The following is a 26,411-nucleotide window of genomic DNA, read 5'->3' as shown; positions in this document are numbered from 1 at the left end:
CGTGTCGCGGGCCGGTCGGCGGACGGCGCCGAGTGCGCCCCCGACCGACCCCGCGGCCGAAAGTGTCCTACCGCCCCCTCATAATGCTCACCAATACTCCGCAGACACTCCATCAGGGCGTGCACGGCCCATCCGGGTCCGCATCCCGCCCGGGGTGCCGCGGATTTGACGACTCTTGGGGGGAAACGCACCGTGCGCATCCGTCATGCGGCCGGCCTGAGCGCCGCCGTGATCTCCGCGGTGGTGGGCCTGCCACTGCCCGCGGTGGCTGCCGAACCGACCGCCGTGCTGTACGTGAAGGACCACGGCGCCACCTGCGACGACAACGGCCCCGGCACTCGGGCCGTGCCGTTCTGCACCATCCAGGCCGCCGCGGACCGGGTGCTGCCGGGCCAGACCGTGGAGGTCGCGCAGAACAGCTACATCGAGGACGTGACCGTCCGGCGCTCCGGAGAGCCCGGCAAGCCGATCACCTTCCGCGGCGCGGGCCGTCTCGGCAAGTCGCCGGACATCCCGTCCATCTCCGGTCCGCTGCGGCAGCCGGTGAAGATTTCCGGCCAGCACGACATCGTGTTCTCCGGCTTCGACGTGCCCGGCTTCGAGCTCGACGGCGTCAGCCGGGTCGAGCTCTCGGGCAACTGGATCGAGCAGGAGAACAACGCGGCCGTCCGGCCGGCCGTGAGGATCACCGGGCCCAGCGACCGTGTCCGGGTCGAGCGGTCGGTCGTCCGCGGGACGAGCGGCGGTGTGACGGCCGGCCCGGGTGTCACCGGGACGGTGATCGCCGGGAACGACTTCGTCACCGTGTACGGTTCGTCGGTCTCGCTGACCGACGCCCCCGGCGCGACGATCACCCACAACACCACGCACACGACGTGGAACACCTCGGTCGTCCTCGATCTGGCCGGCTCGTCCGACCATGCCACGATCACCGACAACGTCGTGGCCCTGGGCACCGTCCAGGTGTCCGCCGGCTCGACGGCGGGGACCATCCTCGACCACAACACCCTGCGATGGCCCGCCGCCGACACCTACAAGTGGGCCGGTGCCGTCTACAAGACCCCCGCTGACCTCCTGGCCGCCACCGGCCAGGGCAGGCACGACCTGAACGGCTACGTGCAGTTCGACGACGCCTTCTGGCCGCTGTCCGTCCCCAAGGCCGCCACCGGCCCGGCCGCAGGCACCGCGATCGACTCCGCCGGCCCGCAGACGCCCGGCACTCCTGCCGTCGACCTGCTCGGCCACGGAGCGGTCGACCACCCGGAGGTCGCCAACACCGGGCCGGACGGCGGCTACCGGGACCGCGGCGCGTACGAGGTCGTCGGCCTCCAGGAGGTCCGGCTGGACGCGCGCGGGACCGTGCACGAGGCCCCGACCGGCCCCGCGCCTTTCACCGTCGAGCTCACCGCGACGGCGACCAACACCTGGAAGACGACGCTCGGCTACACCTTCGACTTCGCCGACGGCACCGATCCGGTGACCTCCGCCGAGCCGACGGTCCGCCACACCTACACCGCTCCCGGCGACTACCGGCCGAAGGTCACGGTCACCGACGGCCTCGGCGGCTCGGTATCCGGCGAGCTGTCCTGGCCGGTCCAGGCGGGCGAGGACAAGCCGCTCACCGCTTCCCTCGCGGTGGACCAGGACACCAGCAGCGACCCGCTGGCGGTCAGGGCCGAGGTCACCACGACCAGCCCGTGGCGGATCAGCGGCTACTCCTTCGACTTCGGCGACGGCCCGGCCAAGCCGAACGAGGGCTACTTCACCGAGCGCCACGTGTACGCCAAGCCCGGCACGTACACCGTGAAGTCCACCGTCACCGACGACTCCGGCGCGACCGTGACCAGCACCCGGCAGGTCACCGTCGACTACGCCCCGTCCGGCTTCACCGCCATCACGCCGACCCGGATCATGGACACCCGCCAGCCCGGCGGCCGCTACCCGCGGATCGGCCCCGGCGAGACCGTCGACCTGGACGTGCGCAACCGGGTCTCCGGCTCGGCCGGCAACCTGGTGCCCGTGAACGCCACCGCCGTGGTGATCAACCTGACCGCCACCCAGGGCACCGCCACCAGCCACCTGGACGTCTACCCGTCCGCCGCCGCCCGGCCGGCCACCTCGAACGTGAACTTCGGCCCCGGCCAGGACGTCGCCAACCTGGTGACCGTGCCGGTCGGCCCGAACGGCACGGTGGTGATCCGCAACAACTCCGGCTACGTGCACGCCATCGCCGACGTGCTCGGCTACTTCACGGCCGGCAGCACCGACCGGTTCGCCTCCGTCGCCCCGGCCCGGCTGCTGGACACCCGCTCCGACGACAACCCGCTGACCTCGGGCAGCGCCCGCCGGCTGAAGGTCGCCGGCTCCGGCGGTGTGCCGGCGAACGCGACCTCGGCGGTGCTCAACGTGACGGCCACCGGGTCCACCTCGGCGGGCTTCGTCGCGGCCTACCCCGGCGGCACCCAGCGCCCCGCGGCCGGTTCCAACCTCAACACCGTCCCCGGCCGGAACATCCCCAACCAGGTGGTGGTCCCGCTGGGCGCGGACGGCAGCGTCGAGCTCTTCACCAACGCGGCCGCCACCCACCTGGTGGTCGACGTCTTCGGCTACTACGGCCCGGACGGCAAGGGCCTGTTCACCCCGGTCACGCCGAGCCGCCTGCTGGACTCGCGGGACAGCGGCCCGTTCGGTCCGTTCTCCAGCCGTACGGTCGGCGGCGTGCCCGCCGGGGCGACCGCCGCGGTGGTCAACCTGACGGCGACCGGGACCACGGAGCCCACCCACCTCACCGCCTGGGCCACCGGCACGGCCAAGCCCGGCACCAGCAACCTCAACGCCAGCCCGGGCCTGGACGTCCCCAACCACACCACCATCCCGGTGGACCCCCAGGGCCGGTTCGACATCGCCAACAACTCCGGCACGACCCACGTCATCGCCGACCTCTTCGGCTACTACCGCAACCAGTAGCGGCCCCGCTCCCGGGAACGCCCGAGGCCCGGCTCCCCCTTCGCGGGGGGCCGGGCCTCAGGGCGGCGTCACGGGAAGCCGGTCAGCCCTTGGCGGCCTTCTTCACCAGGACCACCACGGCGGCCGCGATGCCGACCACCACCAGCAGCTTGATCACGATCGAGAGCAGCGCGCCGACGACGCCGAAGACGAAGGCGACGATGTTCCAGGCCAGCACCAGGACCAGCACCGGGATGACGATGTTGCGCACCCAGGAGGGCAGCGACTTCCAGAGCTCAGCCATGTCGGTTCCTCTTCTCCCCTCGGGTCGGCCGCCGTCCGGTGCCGCATCCCGCTTGCTTTCGGTACTTCGATCGTACGGTGGCGCGAGTGCGGGAACGAGGCCCAACGGCCCGGAGAGAACCCCGAGATCACCCCGATCCCGTCCCCCCGGGGGACCCCCGAGAATTCACCCGGACGGACGCGCAACCTCCGGGCTTCCCGTTCGTCCAACCAGTGCCGGATGCAGGCCGGTCCGGCACCGTCGATCCGGGGGAGTCCGATCATGCGAGCCCGTACAGCCGTTTCCCTGGCCGCCCTGGCGGCCCTCAGCCTCACCACTCCGGCCCTCGCCGCCGGCGTGGCCACCGCCGCACCCGCCACCCCCGCCGCACCGGCGACCGCCGCCGCCGACGTCACCGCCCCGGCCGGCTTCACCGGGATGGTCCCGACCCGGGTCCTGGACACCCGCGACTTCAACAAGGTCCCGGCGACCCGCACGGCACGGCCGCTCCAGGCGGGCGAGTACTTCTCGACCCCGCTCGCCACGGGCTGCCACAGCCACCCGCCGCAGGAGTGCTACTCCGTCGTCCCGGCCGACGTCACGGCCGTGGTGGTCAACGTGACCGCGACCAACCCGACCACCGACGGTTTCCTGTCGATCGGCTCCGTCCCCGGCCAGCCGGGCACCAGGCCCGCCACCTCCAGCATCAACTTCAAGGCCGGCCAGACCGTCTCGAACCTGGTCACGGTCGCGGTCGGCCCGGTCAGCCGCACCTCCCCGTGGATCACCGTCTACAACAACTGGGGCACCACCGACGTCGTGCTCGACGTGGTCGGCTACTACCGGCCCGGGGCGACCGACAGGTACGGCCCGCTGAACCCGACCCGGATCGCCGACAGCCGGACGGACGGCACCGGGCGGCTCGGCGGCGACGCGGTGCGCACGTACCAGGTCCGCCGCCCCGAGCTGGGCACCGCGAACGCCACCTCGGTGATCCTCAACGTCACCGCGACCGACGGCACCTGGGACAGCTACCTGACCGCGTACCCGAGCGGATCGCCGCGGCCCGCCTCCGGTTCGAACGTCAACTTCCCGGTCGGGAGGACCGTCGCCAACCAGGTCGTGGTGCCGGTCGGGGCCGACGGAAAGATCGACATCTACAACCACGCCGGCTGGGCGCACGTCATCGTGGACGTCGTCGGCTCCTACGGCCCGGACGGCCAGGGGCTCTTCAGCGCGCTCAGGACACCGGTGCGCATCCGCGACAGCCGGGAGGCCGGCGGCAAGCTCCTGCCGCTGTCGACCACGGACCTCCAGGCCGTTCCCACCGACGGCTCCGTCCCGAACGCGATGGGCGTCGAGGCCAACCTCACGGTCACCGACGCCGACGAGTCCGGTTACCTCACGGTGTTCCGGGGCCAGGGCCAGGGCACGCGGCCGGACACCTCCACGGTCAACTTCGAGCCCGGGCAGACCGTCGCCAACTCGGCGACCACTGCGGTCACCGGCAGGGGCACCTACTCCGTCTACAACCACAGCGGACCGGTGCACCTGATCGCCGACCTGACGGGCTACTTCGTCACCGGCTGAGCACACCCGCGTGCGGCCGGCCCTCCCGGAACACCGGGGAGGGCCGGCCGCACGGGCTCAGACCGGCCAGCGCTCGCCGCGCCAGGCCGCGTCCCAGAACATCCACTCGTAGCGCGAGGTGGTCACGAAGTGGCCGACCACCTTGCGGCGTTCGGTCGCGGACAGCTCCTCGCCCAGCCGGTCGGTGAGCGCCAGCACCCGGCGGACCACCGACTGGAAGGCCTCGTCGCCGTAGGTGGCGATCCACTTGGCGTACAACGGGTCGGGCGAACCATGGGCGAGCAGTGCCTCGCCGACCCGGGCGTAGATCCAGTAGCAGGGCAGCACCGCGCCGACCGCCTCGGCGAAGGAACCGCCGTAGACGGTGGCCAGCAGGTAGCTGGTGTAGGCCCGGGTGGTGGGCAGCACCGGCTCGGTGGCGGCTTCTTCTGCACTGCCGCCGAACGCGGTCAGGAACTCGGCGTGCATTCCCTGCTCGGCCGCCAGCGCGCCGACCGCGTCGTCGGCGAAGGCCCTGACGTCCTCCTCGCCGGGCGCCCTGGCGGCGCAGACGGCGAGCGCGCGGGCGTAGTCGCGCAGGTAGTGCGAGTCCTGGACGACGAAGTGGCGGAAGGCCTCCCGCGGCAGCGTGCCGTCGGTGAGCCCGGCCAGGAAGGGGTGGGCGAGGATCTCGGCGTACACCGGCTCGATGGCCGCCCAGAGTTCTTCGGTCAGCGTCTTGGTGCTCATGGGGCGACCCTAACCGGCGGGCCGCTCAGCCCCCGGACCCGTCCGTCCGCCTCCGCGCCCCCGGGCGTTCGCCACCAACCCGCCGTCCGGTGGTTCCGCTGGGACCGGGGTTCCTGTCAGGCTTGGGCGGCATGAAGAGTTTCGTCATCAAGACACTGATCAACGCGGCGGCCATCTGGGTCGCCGCCTGGATCGTCAGCGGCATCCAACTCGCCCAGGGGAACGCCGACTGGCAGCACAAGGCGCTGACCGTGCTCGGCGTCGCCGTGGTGTTCGGCGTGGTCAACTGGCTGATCAAGCCGGTGGTCAAGCTGTTCTCGTTCCCGCTGTTCATCCTCACGCTGGGACTGATCACCTTCGTGATCAACGCCCTGATGCTCCTGCTCACCTCCTGGGCCTCCGGGAAGCTGAGCCTGGACTTCCACGTGGTGAACTTCGGCTCCGCGCTGGTGGGTTCGCTCATCATCAGCCTGGTCGCCTGGGGCCTGCACCTGGCCCTGGACGACGACTGACCGATGTCGTGCGGGCACCCGGAAGGGGCCCGTACCCGGTGTTCCACCGGGTACGGGCCCCTTCGTCGTCATGGTGCGGGCGAACGGCCCCCGGAGCGCTCACCCCGCGTTCTCACGCCCCTTGAGGATGTCCGCGAGCTGAGCGTCGATGTCCCGTCCGGCAAGCTCCTGGCCCATCGGCACCAGCCGGTCGGTACGCGCCAGGAAGGCGATCAGCGGCGCGGACGGGGCCCGCAGCAGGGCGTCGCCGTCGGGGGAGCGCAGCACGATGCAGACCTCCGAGAGCTCCTCGCCGACCGGGCGGACGTGCACGTCGCCCTCGCCGGCCGGGCCGCTGATCCCGTCGAGCAGCAGCTCCCGCGCGAAGAACCAGGTGACCGGGGCGTCCCCGGGCAGGTGGAAGGTGAGCCGGACGGCGTACGGGTCGTCGGCCTCGTACGCCAGGTCCACCGGGAGGCGGAAGGAGAGCTCGTGCGAGACCACGAGGTTCATCACCAGGTGTCCCTGGACTGTGCTGTGCTGCATGGCGCCAGTACCTCTCGTTCTGCCCGCACGCCGTCGGTGGTGCTTGGCCCGATGGCGGCCGGACATGTTTTCGACGGTTTTTGTGACGGTTTATGCAACCAATCCACGTTCGATCATCATCGTCCACGTTTGGGGATGTAGTGGACAAGGTGTGCTTTTTCAAATGGTGAACGAATCGGCATCGGTCTAGACCAAGTAGGGTCAGAGGATGAACGCCGGGCTCATCGCCCCGACCCCGCGCCGCAGTTGGCGGGCGGCGGGCACCAGCCGGTCGGACTGCTCGACCGGGAGCGAGAGGGCCATGGTGGCGACCACCGGGCCTATGGTGATGGCGACGGCCGCGCAGACCGTGCCGAGCGCGTACTCCTGCCGCTCCAGCACGGGCATGGTCGGCCGCAGCGAGGCGAGCCGGCGCAGCACGGCGGTCTCGCCGCTGAGGGTGGACGGGGTGAGCCCGTCGGGCGGGTGGCGGGAGAGGTGGTCGCGGCGCTCCTCCTCGGGCAGCTGGCCGAGCAGGCACTGGCCGATGGCGTGCGCGTGGGCGGTGGCCCTGAAGTCCGCCCAGGGCTCGACGGCGGGCCGGTTCGGGTCCTCGACCACGTCCACCACCTGGACCTCGCCGTCCCGGTAGAGCGCGAAGTAGACGGCGGCGCCGAGTTCGTCCCGTAACGCCTGCATCCGCGCCCGCAGGCCGGGATCACCGTGCCCGGCGCGGGAGCGGGCTATCCCGTCGAGCGCCTCCCCGTGGAAGAACCGCCCCTCCGAGCGCCGCAGGTAGCCCTCGTGGACCAGGGTGCGCAGCAGGTGGTAGGCGGTGCCGAGGGGCAGTTCGGCGGCCCTGGCCAGCTGCTTGGCGGTCGCGCCGTGCCGGAAGCCCCCGACGGCCTCCAGCAGCCGCAGCGCCCGCTGGACGGAGCCGATCAGGGTGGGCCCGCGGTCCGCGGCCGTGCCGCGCGGCACGGCTTCCCCGGGTTCCTGCGCGGCCCCGAACGACTGTGCCTGTGCGAACGACTGCGATGTCCCGAACGCCTGCGCCTGCTCGAACGACAGCGCCTGCTCGAAAGACTGCGCCTGCTCGAACGACCGCGCGATCCGATCCATGCCACCCAACCCCCAGCCCGAGTCCCTCGTACAGGTCCGTGCCCAGAATGGACATGCGGGACGAAACCTCCGCTTCGCCCGATGGCTGCCCATTGCAGCACAGCGGGACTCCGAACGGATGCACCCGACCAGGTCGGCGTTTCGACCCGTTCCCGGGGTGTTTCGACCCGTTCCCCTGGTTTCGCCCCGGCTCCGGCGCGGGAGACTCCCGCACAACGCGCCAGCCCCGGAGGTGGCCATGGGCCCCGAGAACCGCACCCCGCCACCGCGCCCCGTGGTGAAGCGCACCGCACGGGCGATCCTGCTGGAGCTGGACCCGGACGATCCGTACGGCCCGGCCTCGATCGTGCTGATCCGCCGGGTCCGTCCCGGCTCGCCGCACCCGTACTGGATCACCCCGGGCGGCGGGGTCGAGCCTGAGGACCGGACGGTGGTCGAGGCGCTGCACCGCGAGGTGGACGAGGAACTCGGCGGCAAGATCGTGGACGTGGTGCCCGCCTTCGTCGACACCATCAGCCACACGCACCACGACGACGGCACCCCGCTGCACCCGCACGGGGTCAAGGTGCAGCACTTCTTCGTCTGCCGGCTCGCCTCGATGGACCTCAGCCGGCGGCACGGCCCCGAGGTGACGGACCCGCACGGCGAGTACGAGGTGGTCCGGCTGCCGTTCACCCGCGAGGGCGTCACCTCGGTCAACGTGGTCCCGCCCCGGCTGCGGGCGTACCTCGCGGCCAACATCGAGGGCATCCGCGCGCTCCTCGCACCCGATCTCGGGTGATCACCCGAGGGCCGGGCCGCCGACCGGGTCGTGCCGGATCCGCTCGGCCGGCACTCCCGCGCGCAGCAGCACCCCGACGCCCCGGCGCACCATCGCGGGCGGCCCGCTGAGCACCGCCTCGCGACCGGCCCACGGGCCGAACCCGCCCACCACCTCGGGCAGTTCACCGGTCAGCAGGCGCCCGGCGGGGCCGCCCCCGGACAGCACGGCACGGACCGTCAGCCACGGGTGGCGCCCCGCCAGTTCGCGCAGTCCGGCCAGCCCGTACAGCTCCTCGGCCCGGCGGGCGCCGTAGAACACCTCGACCCGGCGGCCGGGCACGCCGTACTCGGCCGCCTCCTCGACCAGGGCCAGGACGGGTGCGATGCCGGTGCCGCCGCCGAGGCAGAGCAGGTCGGCGCCGGCCGCGTGGTCGACGGTCATCGAGCCGGCCGCCGGGCCCAGCCGCAGCACGTCCCCCGGCGCGGCCCGGTGGACCAGCGCGTTGCTCACCCAGCCCGCCTGGACGGCCTTGACGTGGAAGGTCAGCAGCCCGTCCCCGCGGGGTGCGCCGGCGAAGGAGTAGTGCCGCCAGACCCGCGGCCACCAGGGCGTCTCCAGCGCGGCGTACTGCCCGGCCCGGAACGGGTACGCCTGGTCCGGCCGGACGGTGACCGCCGCGACGTCCCGGGTGCGGCGCTCGTGCCGGACGACCTCGCCCTGCCACCAGGGCGGCGAGGTGCGGGCGTCCTCCTCGGCGGCCGCGATCATGGTCGCGGCGATCATCCGGTAGGCGCGGCGCCAGGCCTGCTCGGCCTCCGCGTCCCAGCGGTCGGCCGCGTACCGGGCCAGTGTCCGGACCAGGCACTCCTCCACCGCGGCGTAGTGGGCGGCCAGGGTGCCGTACCTGCGGTGGCCGCGGCCGAGGCCGGCCAGGGTGGCGCGCAGGGCCACCGGCTGGTCGAGCTCGCGCACGACGGTCAGCAGGGTGCGGAACAGCAGGTCGCGGTGGGCGTCCATGGCGGCGGGGAAGAACGAGCGCAGCTCGGGGTGGCCCAGGAAGAGCAGCGCGTAGAAGTGCGCGGTGGCCCGGTCGGCGACCGGCTCGACGGCGGCGAGGCAGGACCGGACCACCTCGACGTCCCTGGCGGTGGGCTCCTCCACCGGCCGGACCGCCCCCGCGGCGGGGAGGGCGGCGGCGAGGGGCGCGGCCCTGAGCTGTCCGGCGGCCGGCCGTACGCCCCAGGCGTCGCTCCACCGGTCTCCGGGGCCGGCCCAGTTGAGACCGGGCGCGTCGGCGGGCAGCGGACGGAAGTCCGGGACGGGCACGGCCGCAGGTGCGGGGACGGCCGGCGGCCGGACCGGCCGGGCCGGGACCACCGGCCGGACGGGCTCCAGCATCGGCACCGCCGGAAGCACCGCGGTCGGTGCGTCCGCCGGCACCGGCGGCGGGAGGTGCTGCTGGTCCGACGGCCTCGGCGGCCGGACGGCCGCCGCCTTGGAGGTGACCCCCTCGGGCGCGGCCTCCGACAGGCCCGGGACGGAGGCGACCCCCGCCGAGCCGCGTCCGGTGCGGACCAGAACTGTTCTGCGGGACTTCACCGCAACGTTTCGAGTACCCAAGAGAATCGTTTCGCCTCCGGCCGGCCTGCGCCACCGCCTGGCTTGTCCCTGCTGGCGCCCAGGCAGCGTGGCACGCCAGGACCGCGGGTCCGACGAATCACGCGAAGCCCGGACAACCGGGCCGGGAACGCGCTACTCTCCCCGGCCCGCCGTCGCCCTGGGTGTCCCTCCGCACACCCAGGGCGACCGCGCCCGCACCGCCCGGCAGCCGCACTCGGAGCCGTACTCGAAGCCCTGCTCAGAGCTGTCGCAGCAGCATCCCCGGCTGCTCGACGCAGTCCGCGACGAACCGCAGGAAGCCGCCCGCCGTCCCCCCGTCGCAGACCCGGTGGTCGAAGGTGAACGACAGCTGGGTCACCTCCCGGACCGCCAACTCCCCCTGGTGGACCCAGGGTTTGGCGACGATCCGGCCGACCCCGAGCATCGCCGCCTCGGGGTGGTTGAGGATCGGGGTGGAGCCGTCCACGCCGAACACTCCGTAGTTGTTCAACGTGAAGGTGCCGCCGGTCAGTTCGGCGGGGGTGAGCGCACCGCCCCGCGCCGCCTCGGTCAACCGGGCCAGCTCCTCGCCGAGTTGCTCGGTACTGCGGCCCTGCGCGTCCCGCACCACCGGGACGACCAGGCCGCGCTCGCCCTGCGCGGCGAAGCCCAGGTGCACCGCCGGGTGCCGGACGATGCCCGAACCGTCGGCGGTCACCGAGGAGTTGAGTTCGGGGAAGCGCGCCAGCGCGACCGTGCAGATCCGCGCCAGCAGCGCCAGCACGCTCACCTTCGGCCCCGGCGTGGCGTTCAACTGCCGTCGCAGCGCCATGAGTTCGGTGGCGTCCGCGTCCACCCAGCAGGTCGCCGCCGGGATCTCCCGGTGGCTGCGGCCGAGCTTCTCGGCCACCGCCTTGCGCAGCCCGCGCAGCGGGACGACGCCACCCTGCACCGAAGCCGGAGCCGACACCGACACCGCCGCGCCCGCCGACGGGACCGGAGCGGCCACCGGGCCCGCCACCCCGGCGGCGACCGCCCGTTCGACGTCCGCCCGCATGATCAGCCCGTCCGGCCCGCTCCCGGTGAGCGCGGCCAGATCGACCCCCTGCTCCCGGGCCAGCCGCCGCACCAGCGGCGAGATCACCGGCACCACCGCGGGACCGGCCGGCACCGCCGGAGCCCGGACGGTCACGGCCACGGCCACGCCGCCGGCTCCGGCCGAGGCCGGAACTCCGACCCGGCGCCGCCGCCCGCCCCGGCCCGGCTCGGCGACCCCGTACCCGACCAGCGGCCGCTCGACCTCGGCGGCGGGCGAGGACGAGGCCACGGACGACGACGGAGCAGGCGAAGCCGCGGGCGGCGAAGCAGCCGGCCCGCCCGACGCCACCGCGACCGTCACCAGCGGCGCGCCCACGGCGATCTCCTCGCCCTCCTCGCCGTACCGCGCGGTGACCACCCCGCCGTACGGGCAGGGCACCTCCACCACGGCCTTGGCGGTCTCCACCTCCACCACCGGCTGGTCGACCGCGATCACCTCGCCGACCTCGACCATCCAGCGCACCACCTCCGCCCCGGTGAGCCCCTCACCGAGGTCGGGCAGCCGGAACTCCCGAACGACGGGCATCATCCTCGGTCCTCCCACTGGAGCCGGGCGACCGCGTCCAGGATCCGGTCCACCCCGGGCAGGTGGTGGTGCTCCAGCATCGGCGGCGGGTACGGGACGTCGAAGCCGGTGACCCGCAGCACCGGCGCGGCCAGGTGGTGGAAGCAGCGCTCGGTGACCCGGGCGGCGATCTCCGCGCCGGTGCCGCCGAAGCCGCTCGCCTCGTGCACCACCACGGCCCGGCCGAGCGAGCGCACCACCCGGCAGACCGTCTCGTCGTCGAACGGCACCAGGGTGCGCAGGTCCAGCACCGCGAGGTCCCAGCCCTCGGCCTGCGCCGCCTCCGCCGCCTTCAGGCAGACCGGCAGCGAGGGGCCGTAGGTGATCAGCACGGCGGAGGTGCCGGCGCGCCGCAGCACCGCCCGGCCGATCGGCTCGACCGGCGCCGCCGGGTCGAAGTCGGCCTTGCCCCAGTAGAGCCGCTTGGGCTCCAGGAAGACCACCGGGTCGTCGGAGGCGATCGAGGCGCGCAACAGCCCGTACGCGTCGGCGACCGTCCCAGGGGTCACCACGTGCAGGCCCGGGGTGGCGGCGTAGTACGCCTCCGACGCGTCGCTGTGGTGCTCGACGCCGCCGATGCCGCCGCCGTACGGGATGCGGACGGTGATCGGCAGCGGGAGCCTGCCCGCCGTGCGGTTGCGCATCTTGGCGACGTGCGAGAACAGCTGCTCCAGCGCCGGGTAGGCGAAGGCGTCGAACTGCATCTCGACCACCGGGCGCAGCCCGTACATCGCCATGCCGATCGCGGTGCCGAGGATGCCGGCCTCGGCCAGCGGGGTGTCCAGGCAGCGGTCGGGACCGAACTCGGCGGTGAGGCCGTCGGTGATCCGGAAGACGCCGCCGAGCGCGCCGACGTCCTCGCCGAGCACGTGCACCGCCGGGTCCTCGCGCATGGCGTCCCGCAGCGCGGAGTTGAGCGCCTGCGCCATGGAGGCGGTGCGGGTCGGAGTCGCCGTGCCCATCAGTCGGCCACCTCCGCCTCGGCGGCCAGTTCGGCGGCCAACTGGGCGGCCTGCTCGCGCAGTTGCGGGGTCGGTTCGGCGAAGACGTGGGCGAACAGCGACATCGGGTCGAGCTCCGGGTCGGCGTGGAACTCGGCCCGCATCCGGGCCGCCAGCGCCTCCGCCTCGTCCGCCGCCTCCTGCACCAGCCGGTCGTCCAGCAGGCCGAGTCCGCGCAGCGCGCGCTCCATCAGCAGGACCGGGTCGTGCTCCCGCCAGGCCGCCACCTCGGGCTCGGTGCGGTAGCGGGTGGCGTCGTCGGCGTTGGTGTGCGCCTCGATCCGGTAGGTCAGCGCCTCGACCAGGGTCGGGCCTTCGCCGGCCCTGGCCCGCTCGACCGCCTCGGTCAGCACCGCGTGCACGGCGGGCGCGTCGTTGCCGTCCACCAGCCGGCCCGGCATGCCGTAGCCGACGGCCTTGTGGGCCAGGCTCGGGGCGGCGGACTGCGCGCTGAGCGGGACGGAGATCGCGTAGCCGTTGTTCTGCACCAGGAAGACCACCGGGGCGTTCAGCACGGCCGCGAAGTTCAGCGCCTCGTGGAAGTCCCCCTCGCTGGTGCCGCCGTCGCCGAGCATCGCCAGCGCGACCACCGGCTCGCCGCGCAGCCGGGCGGCGTGCGCCAGCCCGACGGCGTGCGGGGCCTGGGTGGCGAGCGGGGTGCTGAGCGGGGCGGTGCGGCTGGCCCGCGGGTCGTAGCCGGTGTGGGCGTTGCCGCGCAGCAGGGTCAGCGCCTCCAGCGGGTCGACGCCCCGGGAGACCACGGCGAGGGTGTCGCGGTAGCTGGGGAAGAGCCAGTCGTGCTCGCCGAGCACCAGCGCGGCGGCGACCTGGCAGGCCTCCTGGCCGGTGGACGCCGGATAGACGGCGAGCCTGCCCTGCTTGGTGAGGGTGGTGGCCTGCTGGTTGTACCGGCGGCCGACGACCAGGCGCCGGTGGAGTTCGCGCAGCAGGGCCGGGTCGTACTTCTCCAGCGCGGGGGTGTCCAGCACCCGGACGGGGGAGAGGTCCGGGAGGAGCGGGGCCGGATCGGTGCGCGGGGCGGTGGCCCCGGGCATCCATCCGGGCACCGGCGTGCGGTGTCTGTGGTCGAGAACGGTCATCTCGGGGCACCTCCAGGGGTCGCGGGGGGCTCCCTACCGATTGTTCGGTCGTCTGTTCATCTTGACCAGAAGCGTGACAAGGTGGTGGACATTCGGCCTGCCGGGCGGTCGACTGGGGGCAGTACGTCCAATCGGGGAGGGTGGGGGGTCATGTCGGCTGAACAGACGTCCAGACTCGACCGGGTCGACCGGTCGATCCTGCGGCTGCTGCAGCAGGACGGCCGCGCCTCCATCCGCTCGGTGGCCGAGCGGGTGCACGTGTCCCGGGCGAACGCGTACGCCCGGATCTCCAGGATGGTCGAGGACGGCATCATCCGCGGCTTCACCGCCAGGGTGGACCACGAACGGGCAGGTCAGGCCGCGTCCGCGTACGTCACCCTGAAGATCGTCCAGAACTCCTGGCGGACGGTGCGCGAGCAGCTGCTGGAGCTGCCGGGGGTGGCGCACATCGCGCTGGTCGGCGGGGACTTCGACGTCCTGCTGCTGGTGCACACCGCCGACAACAAGGCGCTGCGGGAGCTGGTGCTGGGCAGCATCCAGTCCATCCCCCAGGTGCTCGGCACCCGCACCATGCTGATCTTCGAGGAGACGGACCAGGTGCCGCCCGACTAGGGCGCGCGGGTCAGCGCGCCCGCAGCCCGTCGAAGGCCAGGTGGACCACCGCGTCCGCGACGCCGTCGGCGGACTTGAGGCCCGGCCGGTACCACTCCACGATCGAGTTGATCATCCCGAACAGCAGCCGGGTGGCCAGCCGCGGCTCCACGTCCGAGCGCAGCGCGCCGTCCGCGACCGCCGCCCGCAGCAGCTCGGCGACCTGGTGGTCGAAGTCCCGGCGGCGCTCCAGCGCCCACTGCTCGGTGGCCGTGTTGCCGCGCACCCGCAGCAGCAGCGTCACGTACGGCAGTTCCGCCAGCAGCACCTCGGCGGTGCGCCGCACCACGTGCTCCAGCCGCTCCACCGCCGGGCCCCCGACCGCGGCCGGCTCGGCCAGGATCGCGAACAGCCCGTCCAGCGCCCGCCCGACCGCCAGCCGCAGCAGTTCCTCCTTGCCGCGCACGTGGTGGTAGATCGAGGACTTGGAGATCCCGGCCGCCCGCGACAGATCCTCCATCGAGGTGCCGTCGTAGCCGCGCTCGTTGAAGACGTCGACGGTCACCGCGAGCAGTGACTCCACGGTGTAGGCGGTGCGCGTGGTGTGATCGGCCATCCTCCGAGTATCCCCGGCCGTCCGTGCCGGTACGCGATCGGGGCCCGCTGGTCCACACCACTTCCGAGGCGCAGGCCCTAGAATCTGCGGACGATCCGTCCACGTCCAGCAGGCTGGGGTCCACGGCTGATGAACGCAATACCGGCAGTCGCCTCCGACGTGCCCGAGCAGCGCAGCGAGGGAGGGCCGGAGGACGCCGCGCGCACCTGGCAGGATCGCGGCCGGGCGCTGGTCGTCCGCTTCGGTCCCGCGGTGTGGTGCTACGCGGTGCTGAAGCTGGTCGGCTTCACCGTCTTCATGAAGCTGCTCTCCTTCTCCGGCGAGTACGCGAAGAAGCCGGACCGGTTCGGCGGCGGCGCCAACCCCTGGGACGTGGTGGCCAGCTGGGACGGCTGGTGGTACCAGCAGGTGGCCCAGTTCGGGTACCACCCGGCGATCGTACCGATCCCTAACGGGCCGGTCGGCTTCAGCATCGAGCAGAACTCGGCCGCCTTCTTCCCGCTCTACCCGGGCCTGATGCGCGGGGTCTCCGAGGTCACCGGCCTCGGCCTGTACGGCGCCGGGATGCTGGTCTCGGTGGTGGCCTCGCTGTTCGCCGCGGCCGGCATCTACGCCGTGGTGGAGAAGCTGACCGGGGACGTGCGCTCGGGCGTGATCGCGGCCGGGATCTGGGCGATCGCCCCGGGCTCGGGCGCCGAGTGGGCGGTCTACTCGGACTCCCTGTTCGTCGCGCTGGCCGCCTGGGCCTGCTACTGCGTGATGACCAAGCAGTGGGTCGCGGCCGGGGTGATCACCCTGGTCGCCGGACTCAACCGGCCCACCTCGGCGGCGCTGATAGGCGCCGTGGGCCTGGCCGCGCTGGTCGAGCTGTACCGCCGGGAGAGCGGCGTCCTGCGCCCGCTGGCCGCGATGCTGCTGGCCCCGGTCGGCCTGCTCGGCTACGTCGGCTGGGTGGGCTGGCGCACCGGCGAGTGGGGCGGCTACTTCCGTCTCCAGCACGACGCCTGGCTGCACTACTTCGACTGGGGGCAGGGCACCTGGCACGCGGTCCGCGGGGTGCTGCTGGGCCGCAACGACTACCCCTTCGCCTTCGGGGTGCCCGACGTCTTCGCCACCCTGATCGTGCTCAGCCTGCCGGCGCTGATCGCGCTGCTGATCCGGCTGCGGCCGCCGCTGGTGCTGACCGCCTACACGCTGGCCACGATCGTCTCGGTGCTCGGCAGCCTCGGCATCTTCGGCAACGTCTCGCGCTACCTGCTGCCGGCGTTCCCGCTGTTCATCGCGCTGGCGGTGGGGATGCGCAGGCTGAGCCTGCCGGTGCTGGCCACCGTCCTGGGCACCGGAGCGGCCGCCTCCGGCTGGTACGCCGGGTACGTCATCTTCGAGCTCGGCGTGCCGTAGACCCGGATCACCAGGCACCCGCACGGGGGCGCGTCCACCACGGACGCGCCCCCGTCCCTTTGCCCGGATTCCCCGCCCCGCACCCTCGTGAGCCGACCGATCGTTCGGTTACTCTGGGCGTGTCCCGTCCTGCTTTCCGAGGCCCTCCGAGGAGCGCACAGATGTCCGCAGCGGTCACCCACCCCCTCGTCAGCGAGCTGGTCGAGCGCCACCAGGCCACCCTGGACGCCGCGCTGGCCGCCGCCGCCGAGCGCGACTACTGGTCGCCCTACCCCGAGTTCCCGAAGGCGTACGGCGAGAGCGGCCCCGCGGACGGCAAGGCCGCCTTCGACGCCCTGCTCGGCGGGCCCTTCGCCCTGGCGGGCCACCCCGCCGACGGCGACCTGGTCGGCGGCGAGGCCTCCCCGTACGGCGTCGAACTGGGCATCGGCTACCCGCACGCCGACCCGGACGCGCTGATCGCCGCACTCACCGCCGCCCGCCCCGGCTGGGCCGCCGCGAGCCCGCTGGAGCGCGCCGCCGTCTGCCTGGAGATCCTGCACCGGATCAACGCCCGCTCCCACGAGTTCGCCCAGGCCGTCATGCACACCACAGGACAGGCCTACGGCATGGCCTTCCAGGCCGGCGGCCCGCACGCCCAGGACCGCGGTCTGGAGGCCGTCACCTACGCGTACGCCGAGCAGACCCGGCTGCCGCGGCAGGCCGGCTGGACCAAGCCGCAGGGCAAGCGCGACCCGCTGGTGATGACCAAGGAGTTCACCGTCGTCCCGCGCGGCCTCGCGCTGCTGATCGGCTGCAACACCTTCCCCACCTGGAACGGCTACCCCGGCCTGTTCGCCTCGCTGGCCACCGGCAACCCGGTGCTCGTCAAGCCGCACCCGCGGGCCGTGCTGCCGCTCGCGCTGACCGTGCGGATCGCCCGCGAGGTGCTCGCCGAGGCCGGCTTCGACCCGAACCTGGTCGTCCTGGCCGCCGAGCACGAGGGCGGCACCGTCGCCGCGGCGCTCGCCGTCCGCCCCGAGATCAAGCTGATCGACTACACCGGCTCCACCGCCTTCGGCGAATGGCTGGAGGAGCACGCCGGGCAGGCGCAGGTGTACACCGAGAAGGCCGGCGTCAACGCGGTGGTGATCGACTCCACCGACGACTACAAGGGCATGCTGGGCAACCTGGCCTTCGCGCTCTCCCTCTACAGCGGCCAGATGTGCACCACCCCGCAGAACGTGCTGATCCCGCGCGGCGGCATCGCCACCGACCAGGGCGACAAGTCCTACGACCAGGTGGTCACCGACCTGGCCGGCGCGATCGAGGGCCTGCTCTCCGACGACGCCCGCGCCGCCGCCGTCCTCGGCGCCGTGGTCAACCCCGGCGTGCTCCAGCGCTCGGTCGCCGCGGCCGGCGGCGAGTACGGCGAACTCGCCCTCGCCCCGCGCGCGGTGACCTCGCCGGACTTCCCCGGCGCGACCGTCCGCACCCCCGCGCTGGTCAGGCTGGACGCCGACAAGCCGGACGACCGCGCGGTCTTCCGCAGCGAGTGCTTCGGCCCGGTCTCCTTCGCCGTCGCCGTCGAATCCACCGCCGCCGCCGTCGAGTTGCTGCGCACCACGGTCCGCGAGAAGGGCGCCATGACCGCGTCCGGCTACACCACCTCGCCCGAGGTGGAGGCGCTGCTGGTCGAGGCCGCGCTGGACTCCGGGGTCTCGCTCTCGCTCAACCTGACCGGCGGGGTCTACCCCAACCAGACCGCCGCCTTCTCCGACCTGCACGGCACCGGCGCCAACCCGGCCGCCAACTCCGCGTACTGCGACGGCGCGTTCGTCGCCAACCGGTTCCGCACCGTGGAGATCCGCCGGCACTCCTGAGCCGGTCCGGCACCCCCTGAGCCAGTCCGGCACCCCCCTGGGACGGACCCGGGCCCCGGCGGTCACCCACCGCCGGGGCCCGGCGGTTCACGGCTCCGGGGCCCGGCGGTTCACACCTCCGGCAGCGCCCGCGATGATGGAGGCTGGGAGAACGCCGGGAACGGCGTCCGACCGCCCTTTGAGCAACGGGAGCTGATACATGGCCGTGAAGCCGACGACCGAAACCGACGTCCTGATCGTCGGTGCCGGACCGACCGGACTGCTGCTGGCCGGCGACCTCGCCGCCGCCGGGGTCGGCGTCACCGTGCTGGAGAAGCGGGCCGCCGAGTCCAACCTCACCCGGGCGTTCGCCGTGCACGCCCGCAGCCTGGAGCTGCTGGACGCCCGGGGCCTGGCCGAGGGGCTGATCGCCACCGGCCGTCCGCTCGGCGAGCTGAGGATGTTCGACCGCTTCGGCGTCGACCTCAGCTCACTGCCGACCCGCTTCCCGTTCGTCCTGATCACCCCGCAGTACAACGTCGAACGGCTGCTGCTGGAGCGCGCGGAGAAGGCCGGCGCGACGGTGCTGCGCGGCGCCGAGGTCACCGGGCTGCGCCAGGACGCCGAGGGCGTCACCCTGGAGACCCGCGACGGCGGCAGCCACCGCGCCGCGTACGCGGTCGCCACCGACGGCGTCCACTCCACCGTCCGCGACCTGCTGGGCATCCCGTTCCCCGGTGAGTCGGTGGTCGACTCGGTGGTGCTGGCCGACGTCCGGCTGGAGCGCGAGCCCGGCCAGGCGATCACCGTCGGCGCCAACCAGGCCGGCTTCGCCTTCATCGCCCCGTTCGGCGACGGCTGGTCCAGGATCATCGCCTGGGACCGCGAGGAGCGCTACCCGGACGGCACCGCCCCCACGCCCGAGCAGCTCACCGCCCTCACCCGGGCCATCCTCGGCGAGGACTACGGCCTGCACGAGGTGCGCTGGAGCTCCACCTTCCACAGCGACGAACGACAGGCCCCCAACTACCGCTCCGGCCGGGTCTTCCTGGCCGGCGACGCCGCGCACTGCCACTCCCCGGCCGGCGGCCAGGGCATGAACACCGGCCTCCAGGACGCCGCCAACCTCTCCTGGAAGCTCGCCGCCGCGCTCCGGGGCCACGCCACCGACGCGTTGCTGGACACCTACCAGACCGAGCGGCACCCGGTCGGCAAGACCGTCCTGCGCACCTCGGGCGCGCTGATCCGGCTGGCGCTCGCCGAGTCCGCCCCCACCCGCGCCCTGCGCGGGGCGCTCACTGCGCTGGGCAGCCACCTCGACCCGGTCACCGAGCGCGGCGCCCGGCTGGTCTCCGGCATCGGCATCTCCTACCCCGCTCCCAAGGACGCCCACCCGCAGGTCGGCAAGCGCGTGCCCGACCTGCGGCTGACCGCCCTGAGCAGGCCGGTCGAGGGCGCCCCGGCCGCCCCCGAGCGGCTCTACGAGGCGCTGCGCGCGGGCAGGTTCGTCCTGGTCAGCAATGACGAGCTGGCCGCCGCCGAGCCCTGGGCGGACCGGCTGGTCTGCGCCGCCCCCGCCGACCCGCACGGCAAGCTGCGCGACACCGTCCTGCTGATCCGCCCGGACGGCTACGTCGCCTGGGCCTCCGTCGACCCCGGCCAGGGCGAGCTGCGCACCGCCCTCACCGGCTGGCTCGGCACCCCGGCCTGACCGTCCCCGGGGCGGGCGCGGCCCACCGCGCCCGCCCGCGCCCGGCCGACGGTCAGCCCCGCGCCTTCTCGTAGTGCCGCGCGGCCTTCGCCCGGTTCCCGCACACCGCCATCCGGCACCACCGCCGGCGCCCGTTCTGCGAGGTGTCGAAGAAGTGCAGGATGCACGCCTCGTGCGCGCACTGCCTGACCCGGTGCGCCCCCTGGCCGAGCAGCGCGAGGAAACCGTCCGCCGCCAGCCAGGGCGCCAGCCACTGCGGCCGGTCGGTCTCGACCAGTTCCTCGGCCCCGTCGGGCCCCGCCGTCCGCCGGATCCGTCCGTGCGCCAGCACCGCGTCCAGCCCGTCCCGCGCCGCGGCGCCCAGAGCGCCCCGCTCACGGGCGTCCCGGGCGGCCAGCAGGACCGCCTCGCGGGTCTGCCGGATCGCCGCGAGCCCCGCCTCGTCGGCCGCGCAGCGCGCGCTCAGCCCGGCGGAGGAGAGCCAGATCGCGTACCCCTCGACACCGGTGAGCAGGTCGTTGACGGGCGTTCCGGCCCAGCGCGTGTTGAGCAGGTCGAGCGCGAGCGGCTCGCCGATCAGCGGCCGCGGGTCCCGCGGATCCGGCTGCACGTCAGTCATCGTCCTCCCTCGGCCCGGTCCGATTCTACGGGCGCCCCGGCGACCGGGAGCGGCCCGGGACGCCGTCATTCACCGTATGGAACCGCCGGGTTCCCCGCCCTCCACAGTTGACTGTTTTTTAGCAACGAATTGCCTGGCCATGAGTCATTTCGCACACGGGTTCTGTCATGTTCGAGCCAGCGTTCTCGACCCCCTGAACGCCTGGTCCCTTGCCGGCCCCCACAGCCGGCCGGAGGAGGATCCGTTGCGCCCCCGCTCCCTTGCCCTCGCCGCGGCGATAGCCGTGCTGCCGCTGACCGCCGTCTCGCTCGGTGTCTCCACCGCGCAGGCCGCCACTCCCAACGCCACCCCGCGCGTCGCCCTGCCGAACACCGTGAACCCCGCGGTGGCCCACTCGGAGAAGAAGGGCGACATCCCGGCCGCGCAGCAGATCTCGGTGTCCGTCAGCCTGAAGCTGCGCGACCAGGACGCCCTGGACCGCCTCCTCACCGCGGTCGCCACCCCGGGCGCCCCGGAGTTCGGCCACTACCTGACGCCCGAGCAGTTCACCGCGCGGTTCGGCCCGACCCAGGCCGCCGTCGACCAGGTCAAGGCCTACCTGGCCCAGCAGGGCCTGACCGTCACCGAGGTGAGCGCCAACCGCCAGGCGGTCAACGCCCACGGCACCACCGCCCAGGTCTCCCAGGCCTTCGGCACGCACGAGAGCGCGTACCTCGACCCGCAGCTCCAGCGCGCCTTCTTCGCCAACGACGCCGCCGCCTCGATCCCCTCCGACCTGGCCGCCGTGGTCCAGGGCGTCAGCGGTCTGGACAACCACGCGGTGCGCAGGAACCGGCTGGCCACGCCGAACGCGGTCACTCCCGACGCCGCGAGCTCCACCCCGAGCGGCATGGCCCCGGCCCAGTACACCGGCGCCTACAACCTGAACAAGACCGGCGCGGACGGCACCGGCACCACGGTCGCGCTGTGGGAGTTCGACGGCTACAAGTCCTCGAACCTGACCACCTACGACGCCCAGTACGGGCTGACCGGCCCGGCCGTCACCACCGTGTCGGTGGACGGCGCCTCCTACGACTCCGCCCCCGGCCAGGGCCAGGGCGAGGTCGAGCTGGACAGCGAGATCGTCCGCGGCGCGGCGCCCAAGGCCACCCAGCTGGTCTACGAGGCGCCCAACAGCGACCAGGGCGAGATCGACATGGCCAACAAGATCGTGACCGACAACCGGGTCTCGGTCATCTCGATCTCCTGGGGCTCCTGCGAGCCCGACACCACCGCCTCCTCGATGACCGCGGTCGACAACGCCTTCAAGCAGGCCGCCGCCCAGGGCATCTCGATCTTCTCCGCCTCCGGCGACGACGGCTCCCGCGACTGCACCCGCTCCACCAGCGGCTCGACCGTCAAGGCCGTCGACTTCCCGGCCTCCAGCCCCCACCAGACCGGCGTCGGCGGCACCAACCTCAAGGTCTCCGGCAGCAACACCTACTCCTCGGAGAGCGCCTGGAGCACCGCCGGCGGCGGCGTCTCCACCGTGTTCGCCAAGCCGAGCTGGCAGACCGGCACCGGCGTCAGCGGCACCATGCGCACCGTCCCCGACGTCTCCTCCGACGCCGACCCGGCCAGCGGCTTCGCGATCTACACCGCCGGCAGCTGGCAGGTCTACGGCGGCACCAGCGCCGCCGCGCCGCTCTGGTCCGGCTACGCGGCCCAGTTCGACCAGAAGGCCAAGGCCGCCGGGCAGCCCGCCCTCGGCGAGGCGAGCCCCCGGCTGTACGCGGTCGCGAACGGCAGCGGCTACGGCAGCACCTTCCACGACGTGACCAGCGGCGCCAACCAGGACTTCCCCGCCAAGACCGGCTACGACCAGGTCACCGGCTGGGGCTCCCCGGTCGCCGACGCGCTGACCACCGCCCTGCTCGGCGGCGGCACCACCCCGCCGTCCGGCGGCTGCACCGCCGCCCAGCTGGTCGCCAACGGCGGCTTCGAGAGCGGCACCGCCGCCCCCTGGACCGCCTCCGGCGGCGTGGTCGACAACAGCTCCTCCCAGCCGGCCCACTCGGGCGGCTGGAAGGCCTGGATGGACGGCTACGGCTCGGCCCACACCGACACCATGGCGCAGACCGTCTCGATCCCGGCCGGCTGCGCCTCCGCCAAGCTGACCTTCTGGCTGCACGTCGACACCGCGGAGACCGGCTCCACCGCGTACGACAAGCTGACCGTCCAGGCCAACGGCACCACGCTGGCGACCTACTCCAACGCGGACGCCGCCGCCGGTTACGTCCAGCGCACCCTGGACCTGACCTCCTTCGCCGGCCAGACCGTGACCGTCAAGTTCACCGGCACCGAGGACTCCTCGCTCCAGACCAGCTTCGTGATCGACGACGTCGCGCTGAACGTCGGCTGACACCGTCGGCAGCACCGCAGGACCCCCGCCGGGGCGGCGCCGTCAGGGCCCGCCCCGGCGGTGTCGCGCCCCCGGCCGTCCCGGCGCCGCGAAGCGCGTGTTTCCGGGCTGTTTCTTGATCGTCAACCCTTCGGTCCACCGACCGTGACCACTGTCATACGCACGACTGATGACGTAGCCTCTCGACCGTGCGTAGGGTTCCCCAAAGCTCGGTGAAGCCGCTGGGGGCGCGCCCCGGCGTCGGCCCGGTCGCACCGAACTCACCTGGTGGGGAGGGTCACCGCATGGCCGCACAGCAGCCTCAGGACGCCGCTCGGCTGCGACTGGTCGGGTCGCACACGGAGCACACCGGCCCAGCAGGCCCGGCCCCCGCCGCCGCACCGCCCCCGGGCCGGCTCACCCCCGTCGGCGGCTTCGCGGACACCCTGCACCTGGCCATCGAGGCCAGCGGCCTCAGCCTGGACCGCATCCGCGCCGCCCTCGCCGGACGCGGCGTCAGGGTCAGTGTCACGACCCTCAGTTACTGGCGGCGCGGCCGCAGCCAGCCCGAGCGGGCCAGCTCACTGCGCGCCGTCCACCTGCTGGAGGAGCTGCTCGGCCTGCCGCACAGCGCGCTCTCCTCCCTGCTCGGCCCGCCGCGCCCGCGCGGCCGCTGGGCCGCCGCGGCCAACACCTGCCACCTCGGGCTGGAGGACGTCTGGCCGGGCGAGCAGGAAATCGCCAACATCTTCGCCGAGCTGAACGCCCCGCCGGCCGGCGAGCTGGAGCGCCTGAGCATCCACGACTCCTACTACGTGGACGCCGAGCGGCGCGGCAACCTGCTGCGGATGCGCCAGGTGGTGCGCGCCACGGTCGGCGGCGTCGGCCGCTGCCTGGTGGTGCACATGGCCGACGAGGAGGCGGCCGGCTGCCCGGAGATCACCGCGGTGCGGCACGGCCGGCTGGGCCGGGTGCGCCGCCGCCCGGAGGCCGGGCTGACCGTCGGCGAGCTGATGCTGGACCGCCCGCTGGGCCTCGGCGACAGCACGGTCTTCGAGTACGAGGTGGAGATCCCGCCCGGCGGCCCGACCCTGGAGTACAGCCGCCGCTTCGCCACCCCGGTGCGCGAGTACGTGCTCCAGGTGCACTTCGACCCGGCGGCCGTCCCGGCGCACTGCGAGCGCTACGACCGCGAGCCGGGCGCCGACGTCGACCACCGCCGCGAACAGCTGTGGATCGGCGCCTCGGCGAGCGCCCACGTCCTGGCCCCGGACCAGCAGCCCGGCCACATCGGCATCCGCTGGGAGTGGGCGTAGCAGCGGCTCCCCCCTTGCACCCCTCCGCCCCGCCCCGTTCCCTCCCTGCCTCCCACACCCCTGCCTCCCAAGCCTCTCCTTCCCGCGCCCCGCCCGACCTGACGGTCCGGCGGGGCTTTCGGCTTTCGCATGCCGCACCTGACCGGTCCGACGCCTCGAACCGGTTGACGCTGCATCACCTAACTCCTACGCTCATCATTACCGGTTAGGCAATGGCCTCGCCGGGCGTCGAAGCCTCCGGGAGTGACCAGGCATGTCCACCACCACCCAGCTCCGCACCCTCCAGACCGGCCACGTGGGTCTGAACGTCACCGACCTGGCCCGCTCGGTCGACTTCTACCGGGCCGTGTTCGGCCTCCAGGTCACCGCCGAGGGCACCGACCCCGAGCGCCGCTACGCCCTGCTCGGCCGTGACGGCCGCCTGGTGGTGACGCTCTGGCAGCAGAGCGCGGGCGCCTTCGCCACCGCCGCTCCCGGCCTGCACCACCTCTCCTTCGAGGTCGAGAGCCTCGACGAGGTCCGCGCCACCGAGCGGCTGCTGCGCGAGCTGGGCGCCGGGTTCGCCTACGACGGCGTCGTCCCGCACAGCGAGGGCTCGGCCTCCGGCGGCATCTTCTTCACCGACCCGGACGGCATCCGGCTGGAGGTCTACACCCGCACCGGGGTGGACGGGACCGAGGCCGCCGCCCCCACCACCGACGCCCCGACCTGCGGCTTCTTCTAGACCGTCGCGAACCGGGGGAGCCCACCGTGACCACCGCCGACACGCCGAACGGCGCCGGCACGCCGTACCACCCCGGCGAGCGGGCCGCCCAGGCCCGGGCCGGCCGAACCGAACGGGCCGACCACGCGGGACGGTCGATCCGCCGCACCGTCCCCGCGGTCGCCGCCCGCTTCCTGGCCGAACGCCGGATGCTGGTCGTCGGCGCCGCCGACCAGGAGGGCCGGGTCTGGGCCACCCAGCTGGCCGGCCCGGCCGGCTTCCTGTCGGCACCGGACGAGCGGACCATGGCGGTCGCCGCCATCCCGGCCGGTGCCGATCCACTGGCCGGCGCGCTGGCCCGCCCGGCCCGGGTCGGCACCATCGCGCTGGACCCGGCCGGCCGGCGCCGGATGCGGCTCAACGGCCGTTCCGTCCCGGACGGCCGGGGCGGGCTGCTGGTGCACGCCGACGAGGTGGTCGCCAACTGCCCGAAGTACATCCAGCGCCGCACCCCGGCGGACCGCCCGGCCGCGGGACCGCCCCGCGCGGTCGCCACCGGCCGGGCGCTGACCACCGCCCAGCGTCTGACGGTGGCCACCGCGGACACCTTCTTCGTCGCCAGCACCGGGCCGGACGGCAGCGTGGACGCCTCGCACCGCGGCGGGTACCCGGGCTTCCTGGCGCCGGTGGCCCCGGACCGGCTGCGCTGGCCCGAGTACCCGGGCAACAGCATGTTCCTGACGCTCGGGAACCTGGAGCTGGACCCGCGGGCCGGCCTGCTGCTGCCCGACTGGGAGACCGGCGGGGCACTGCTGGTCACCGGAGAGGCCCGCACCGACTGGCCCGAGGAGGCCCGGCGGGGCGTCCCCGGCGCCGAGCGGATGGTCGAACTGGCCGTCACCGGCGTGGTCGAGCTGGCCGACGCCACCCCGCTGACCTGGACGGAACCCGAGTACTCGACCGCCATTCCGCACTGACCGCGCCTCAGGTCCGTTCGGACCCTAACCGCTCCCGCCGACCCCCGCCACGCCCGGAAGCCGAACGGGTCTCACCCGTTCGGCCTAACCCACCGTGACGGGACCCCGCCCGCTTTGGGACTTTGGTCCGGATAACACGCGGAATAGTCCCGGGAAGGCCCTTCCTGTCCCGTCGTCAGGCGACGACCAGGAAAGACCGCAGGAAAGAGGCGGAGCATGACCCTTACCGACCCCCTGTCCCCGCTCATGGAGTTCGACGAGGTCGAACCGGCGGAGGACTGCATATGCGGGGGCTGCAGTGCCCGCCGCCGCGCACGGCTGCACGCCGCGCCGGTCCACGAGGGCGGCCACGCCGCCGCCCGCAGCGTCCGCCGCCGGGCCGCCGTCCTGATGGCCGCCGTGGGCACCGCGATCGGCGGCGGGACGGCCGCCGCCGGTTCCGCC

The 26,411-nt window shown here is 73.6% G+C and carries 22 protein-coding genes and 1 pseudogene; 13 read left to right on the top strand and 10 right to left on the bottom strand.

All coding sequences use genetic code 11. The annotated features are described in order from the left end of the window. Nucleotides 1–192 precede the first annotated feature (192 nt). Nucleotides 193–2,967: a PKD domain-containing protein gene (locus BU198_RS43330; protein ID WP_188297168.1), complete on the top strand. Its 2,775-nt coding sequence runs from the start codon at nt 193–195 to the stop codon at nt 2,965–2,967. 82 nt (nt 2,968–3,049) lie between these two features. On the opposite strand, the gene BU198_RS14045 is transcribed toward BU198_RS43330, so the two are convergent. After that, a complete protein-coding gene (locus tag BU198_RS14045; protein WP_188297167.1) occupies nt 3,050–3,250 on the bottom strand; it encodes a DUF5326 family protein in 201 nt (66 codons plus the stop codon). A gap of 261 nt (nt 3,251–3,511) precedes the next feature. On the opposite strand from BU198_RS14045, the gene BU198_RS14040 reads away from it, so the two are divergent. Further along, entirely contained in the window at nt 3,512–4,819 is a 1,308-nt protein-coding gene (locus BU198_RS14040) for a hypothetical protein (protein ID WP_188297166.1), read from the top strand. Between the two features lie 57 nt (nt 4,820–4,876). Here the strand turns inward: BU198_RS14040 and tenA are convergent, their stop codons facing one another. Continuing rightward, nucleotides 4,877–5,548 (bottom strand): thiaminase II, encoded by a 672-nt coding sequence (tenA, locus tag BU198_RS14035; RefSeq protein ID WP_188297165.1) that lies wholly within the window; start codon nt 5,546–5,548, stop codon nt 4,877–4,879. Between the two features lie 131 nt (nt 5,549–5,679). On the opposite strand from tenA, the gene BU198_RS14030 reads away from it, so the two are divergent. Then, nucleotides 5,680–6,060 carry a phage holin family protein gene (locus BU198_RS14030; RefSeq protein ID WP_188297164.1) on the top strand — a complete coding sequence of 127 codons (381 nt, stop codon included), beginning with the start codon at nt 5,680–5,682 and terminating at the stop codon, nt 6,058–6,060. A 99-nt stretch (nt 6,061–6,159) separates the two neighbouring features. Here the strand turns inward: BU198_RS14030 and BU198_RS14025 are convergent, their stop codons facing one another. Beyond that, nucleotides 6,160–6,585, bottom strand: a complete 426-nt coding sequence (locus BU198_RS14025) for an SsgA family sporulation/cell division regulator (RefSeq protein ID WP_188297163.1) — start codon at nt 6,583–6,585, stop codon at nt 6,160–6,162. Nucleotides 6,586–6,786: 201 nt separating this feature from the next. Beyond that, the gene (locus BU198_RS14020) at nt 6,787–7,686 is read right to left on the bottom strand and encodes an IclR family transcriptional regulator (protein ID WP_188297162.1); all 900 of its coding nucleotides are present in this window, start codon (nt 7,684–7,686) and stop codon (nt 6,787–6,789) included. A 238-nt stretch (nt 7,687–7,924) separates the two neighbouring features. Between BU198_RS14020 and BU198_RS14015 the strand changes: the two genes are divergently transcribed. Next, entirely contained in the window at nt 7,925–8,467 is a 543-nt protein-coding gene (locus BU198_RS14015; RefSeq protein WP_188297161.1) for an NUDIX domain-containing protein, read from the top strand. Here the strand turns inward: BU198_RS14015 and BU198_RS14010 are convergent, their stop codons facing one another. The 4 genes from BU198_RS14010 to BU198_RS13995 all read right to left on the bottom strand — a co-directional run bounded on the left by BU198_RS14010 (nt 8,468) and on the right by BU198_RS13995 (nt 13,812). Then, nucleotides 8,468–10,048, bottom strand: a complete 1,581-nt coding sequence (locus BU198_RS14010) for a globin domain-containing protein (RefSeq protein ID WP_317620116.1) — start codon at nt 10,046–10,048, stop codon at nt 8,468–8,470. It lies immediately after the preceding gene. Nucleotides 10,049–10,307: 259 nt separating this feature from the next. Continuing rightward, nucleotides 10,308–11,672, bottom strand: coding sequence for a dihydrolipoamide acetyltransferase family protein (locus BU198_RS14005; protein WP_188297180.1), 1,365 nt, complete (start codon nt 11,670–11,672; stop codon nt 10,308–10,310). Continuing rightward, nucleotides 11,672–12,673, bottom strand: a complete 1,002-nt coding sequence (locus BU198_RS14000; protein ID WP_188297160.1) for an alpha-ketoacid dehydrogenase subunit beta — start codon at nt 12,671–12,673, stop codon at nt 11,672–11,674. The genes BU198_RS14005 and BU198_RS14000 overlap by 1 nt, the downstream gene beginning before the upstream one ends. Beyond that, the gene (locus BU198_RS13995; RefSeq protein ID WP_188297159.1) at nt 12,673–13,812 is read right to left on the bottom strand and encodes a thiamine pyrophosphate-dependent dehydrogenase E1 component subunit alpha; all 1,140 of its coding nucleotides are present in this window, start codon (nt 13,810–13,812) and stop codon (nt 12,673–12,675) included. Before BU198_RS13995 ends, BU198_RS14000 begins: the two co-directional genes overlap by 1 nt. 150 nt (nt 13,813–13,962) lie before the next feature. Between BU198_RS13995 and BU198_RS13990 the strand changes: the two genes are divergently transcribed. After that, entirely contained in the window at nt 13,963–14,424 is a 462-nt protein-coding gene (locus BU198_RS13990; RefSeq protein WP_188297158.1) for an Lrp/AsnC family transcriptional regulator, read from the top strand. Between the two features lie 10 nt (nt 14,425–14,434). Here the strand turns inward: BU198_RS13990 and BU198_RS13985 are convergent, their stop codons facing one another. Next, nucleotides 14,435–15,019: a TetR/AcrR family transcriptional regulator gene (locus tag BU198_RS13985; protein WP_188297157.1), complete on the bottom strand. Its 585-nt coding sequence runs from the start codon at nt 15,017–15,019 to the stop codon at nt 14,435–14,437. Nucleotides 15,020–15,148: 129 nt separating this feature from the next. Here BU198_RS13985 and BU198_RS13980 point away from each other — a divergent pair, with 129 nt between their 5' ends. From BU198_RS13980 to BU198_RS13970, 3 genes are all read left to right on the top strand, one after another. Then, nucleotides 15,149–16,420, top strand: coding sequence for a glycosyltransferase family 39 protein (locus BU198_RS13980; protein ID WP_188297156.1), 1,272 nt, complete (start codon nt 15,149–15,151; stop codon nt 16,418–16,420). A gap of 161 nt (nt 16,421–16,581) precedes the next feature. Further along, nucleotides 16,582–18,282: a phenylacetic acid degradation protein PaaN gene (gene paaN / locus BU198_RS13975; protein ID WP_188297155.1), complete on the top strand. Its 1,701-nt coding sequence runs from the start codon at nt 16,582–16,584 to the stop codon at nt 18,280–18,282. A gap of 199 nt (nt 18,283–18,481) precedes the next feature. Next, complete coding sequence (locus BU198_RS13970; protein WP_188297154.1) at nt 18,482–19,972, top strand: FAD-dependent monooxygenase; 1,491 nt, start codon at nt 18,482–18,484, stop codon at nt 19,970–19,972. Nucleotides 19,973–20,024: 52 nt separating this feature from the next. Here the strand turns inward: BU198_RS13970 and BU198_RS13965 are convergent, their stop codons facing one another. Next, nucleotides 20,025–20,591: a CGNR zinc finger domain-containing protein gene (locus tag BU198_RS13965; protein ID WP_188297153.1), complete on the bottom strand. Its 567-nt coding sequence runs from the start codon at nt 20,589–20,591 to the stop codon at nt 20,025–20,027. Nucleotides 20,592–20,835: 244 nt separating this feature from the next. Here BU198_RS13965 and BU198_RS13960 point away from each other — a divergent pair, with 244 nt between their 5' ends. From BU198_RS13960 to BU198_RS13940, 5 genes and pseudogenes are all read left to right on the top strand, one after another. Further along, nucleotides 20,836–22,992, top strand: a complete 2,157-nt coding sequence (locus BU198_RS13960) for a protease pro-enzyme activation domain-containing protein (protein ID WP_223244361.1) — start codon at nt 20,836–20,838, stop codon at nt 22,990–22,992. A 284-nt stretch (nt 22,993–23,276) separates the two neighbouring features. Further along, the gene (locus BU198_RS13955; RefSeq protein WP_188297152.1) at nt 23,277–24,287 is read left to right on the top strand and encodes a hypothetical protein; all 1,011 of its coding nucleotides are present in this window, start codon (nt 23,277–23,279) and stop codon (nt 24,285–24,287) included. A 253-nt stretch (nt 24,288–24,540) separates the two neighbouring features. Further along, nucleotides 24,541–25,011 carry a VOC family protein gene (locus tag BU198_RS13950; RefSeq protein ID WP_188297151.1) on the top strand — a complete coding sequence of 157 codons (471 nt, stop codon included), beginning with the start codon at nt 24,541–24,543 and terminating at the stop codon, nt 25,009–25,011. A 26-nt stretch (nt 25,012–25,037) separates the two neighbouring features. Then, nucleotides 25,038–25,967 (top strand): pyridoxamine 5'-phosphate oxidase family protein, encoded by a 930-nt coding sequence (locus BU198_RS13945; RefSeq protein WP_188297150.1) that lies wholly within the window; start codon nt 25,038–25,040, stop codon nt 25,965–25,967. 216 nt (nt 25,968–26,183) lie between these two features. Then, nucleotides 26,184–26,411: pseudogene (locus tag BU198_RS13940) on the top strand (hypothetical protein); the annotation flags it as partial.

Source organism: Streptomyces sp. CBMA156 (genome assembly GCF_014596515.1).
Lineage (GTDB): Bacteria > Actinomycetota > Actinomycetes > Streptomycetales > Streptomycetaceae > Kitasatospora.
This window is presented reverse-complemented; position numbering and strand designations above follow the sequence as displayed.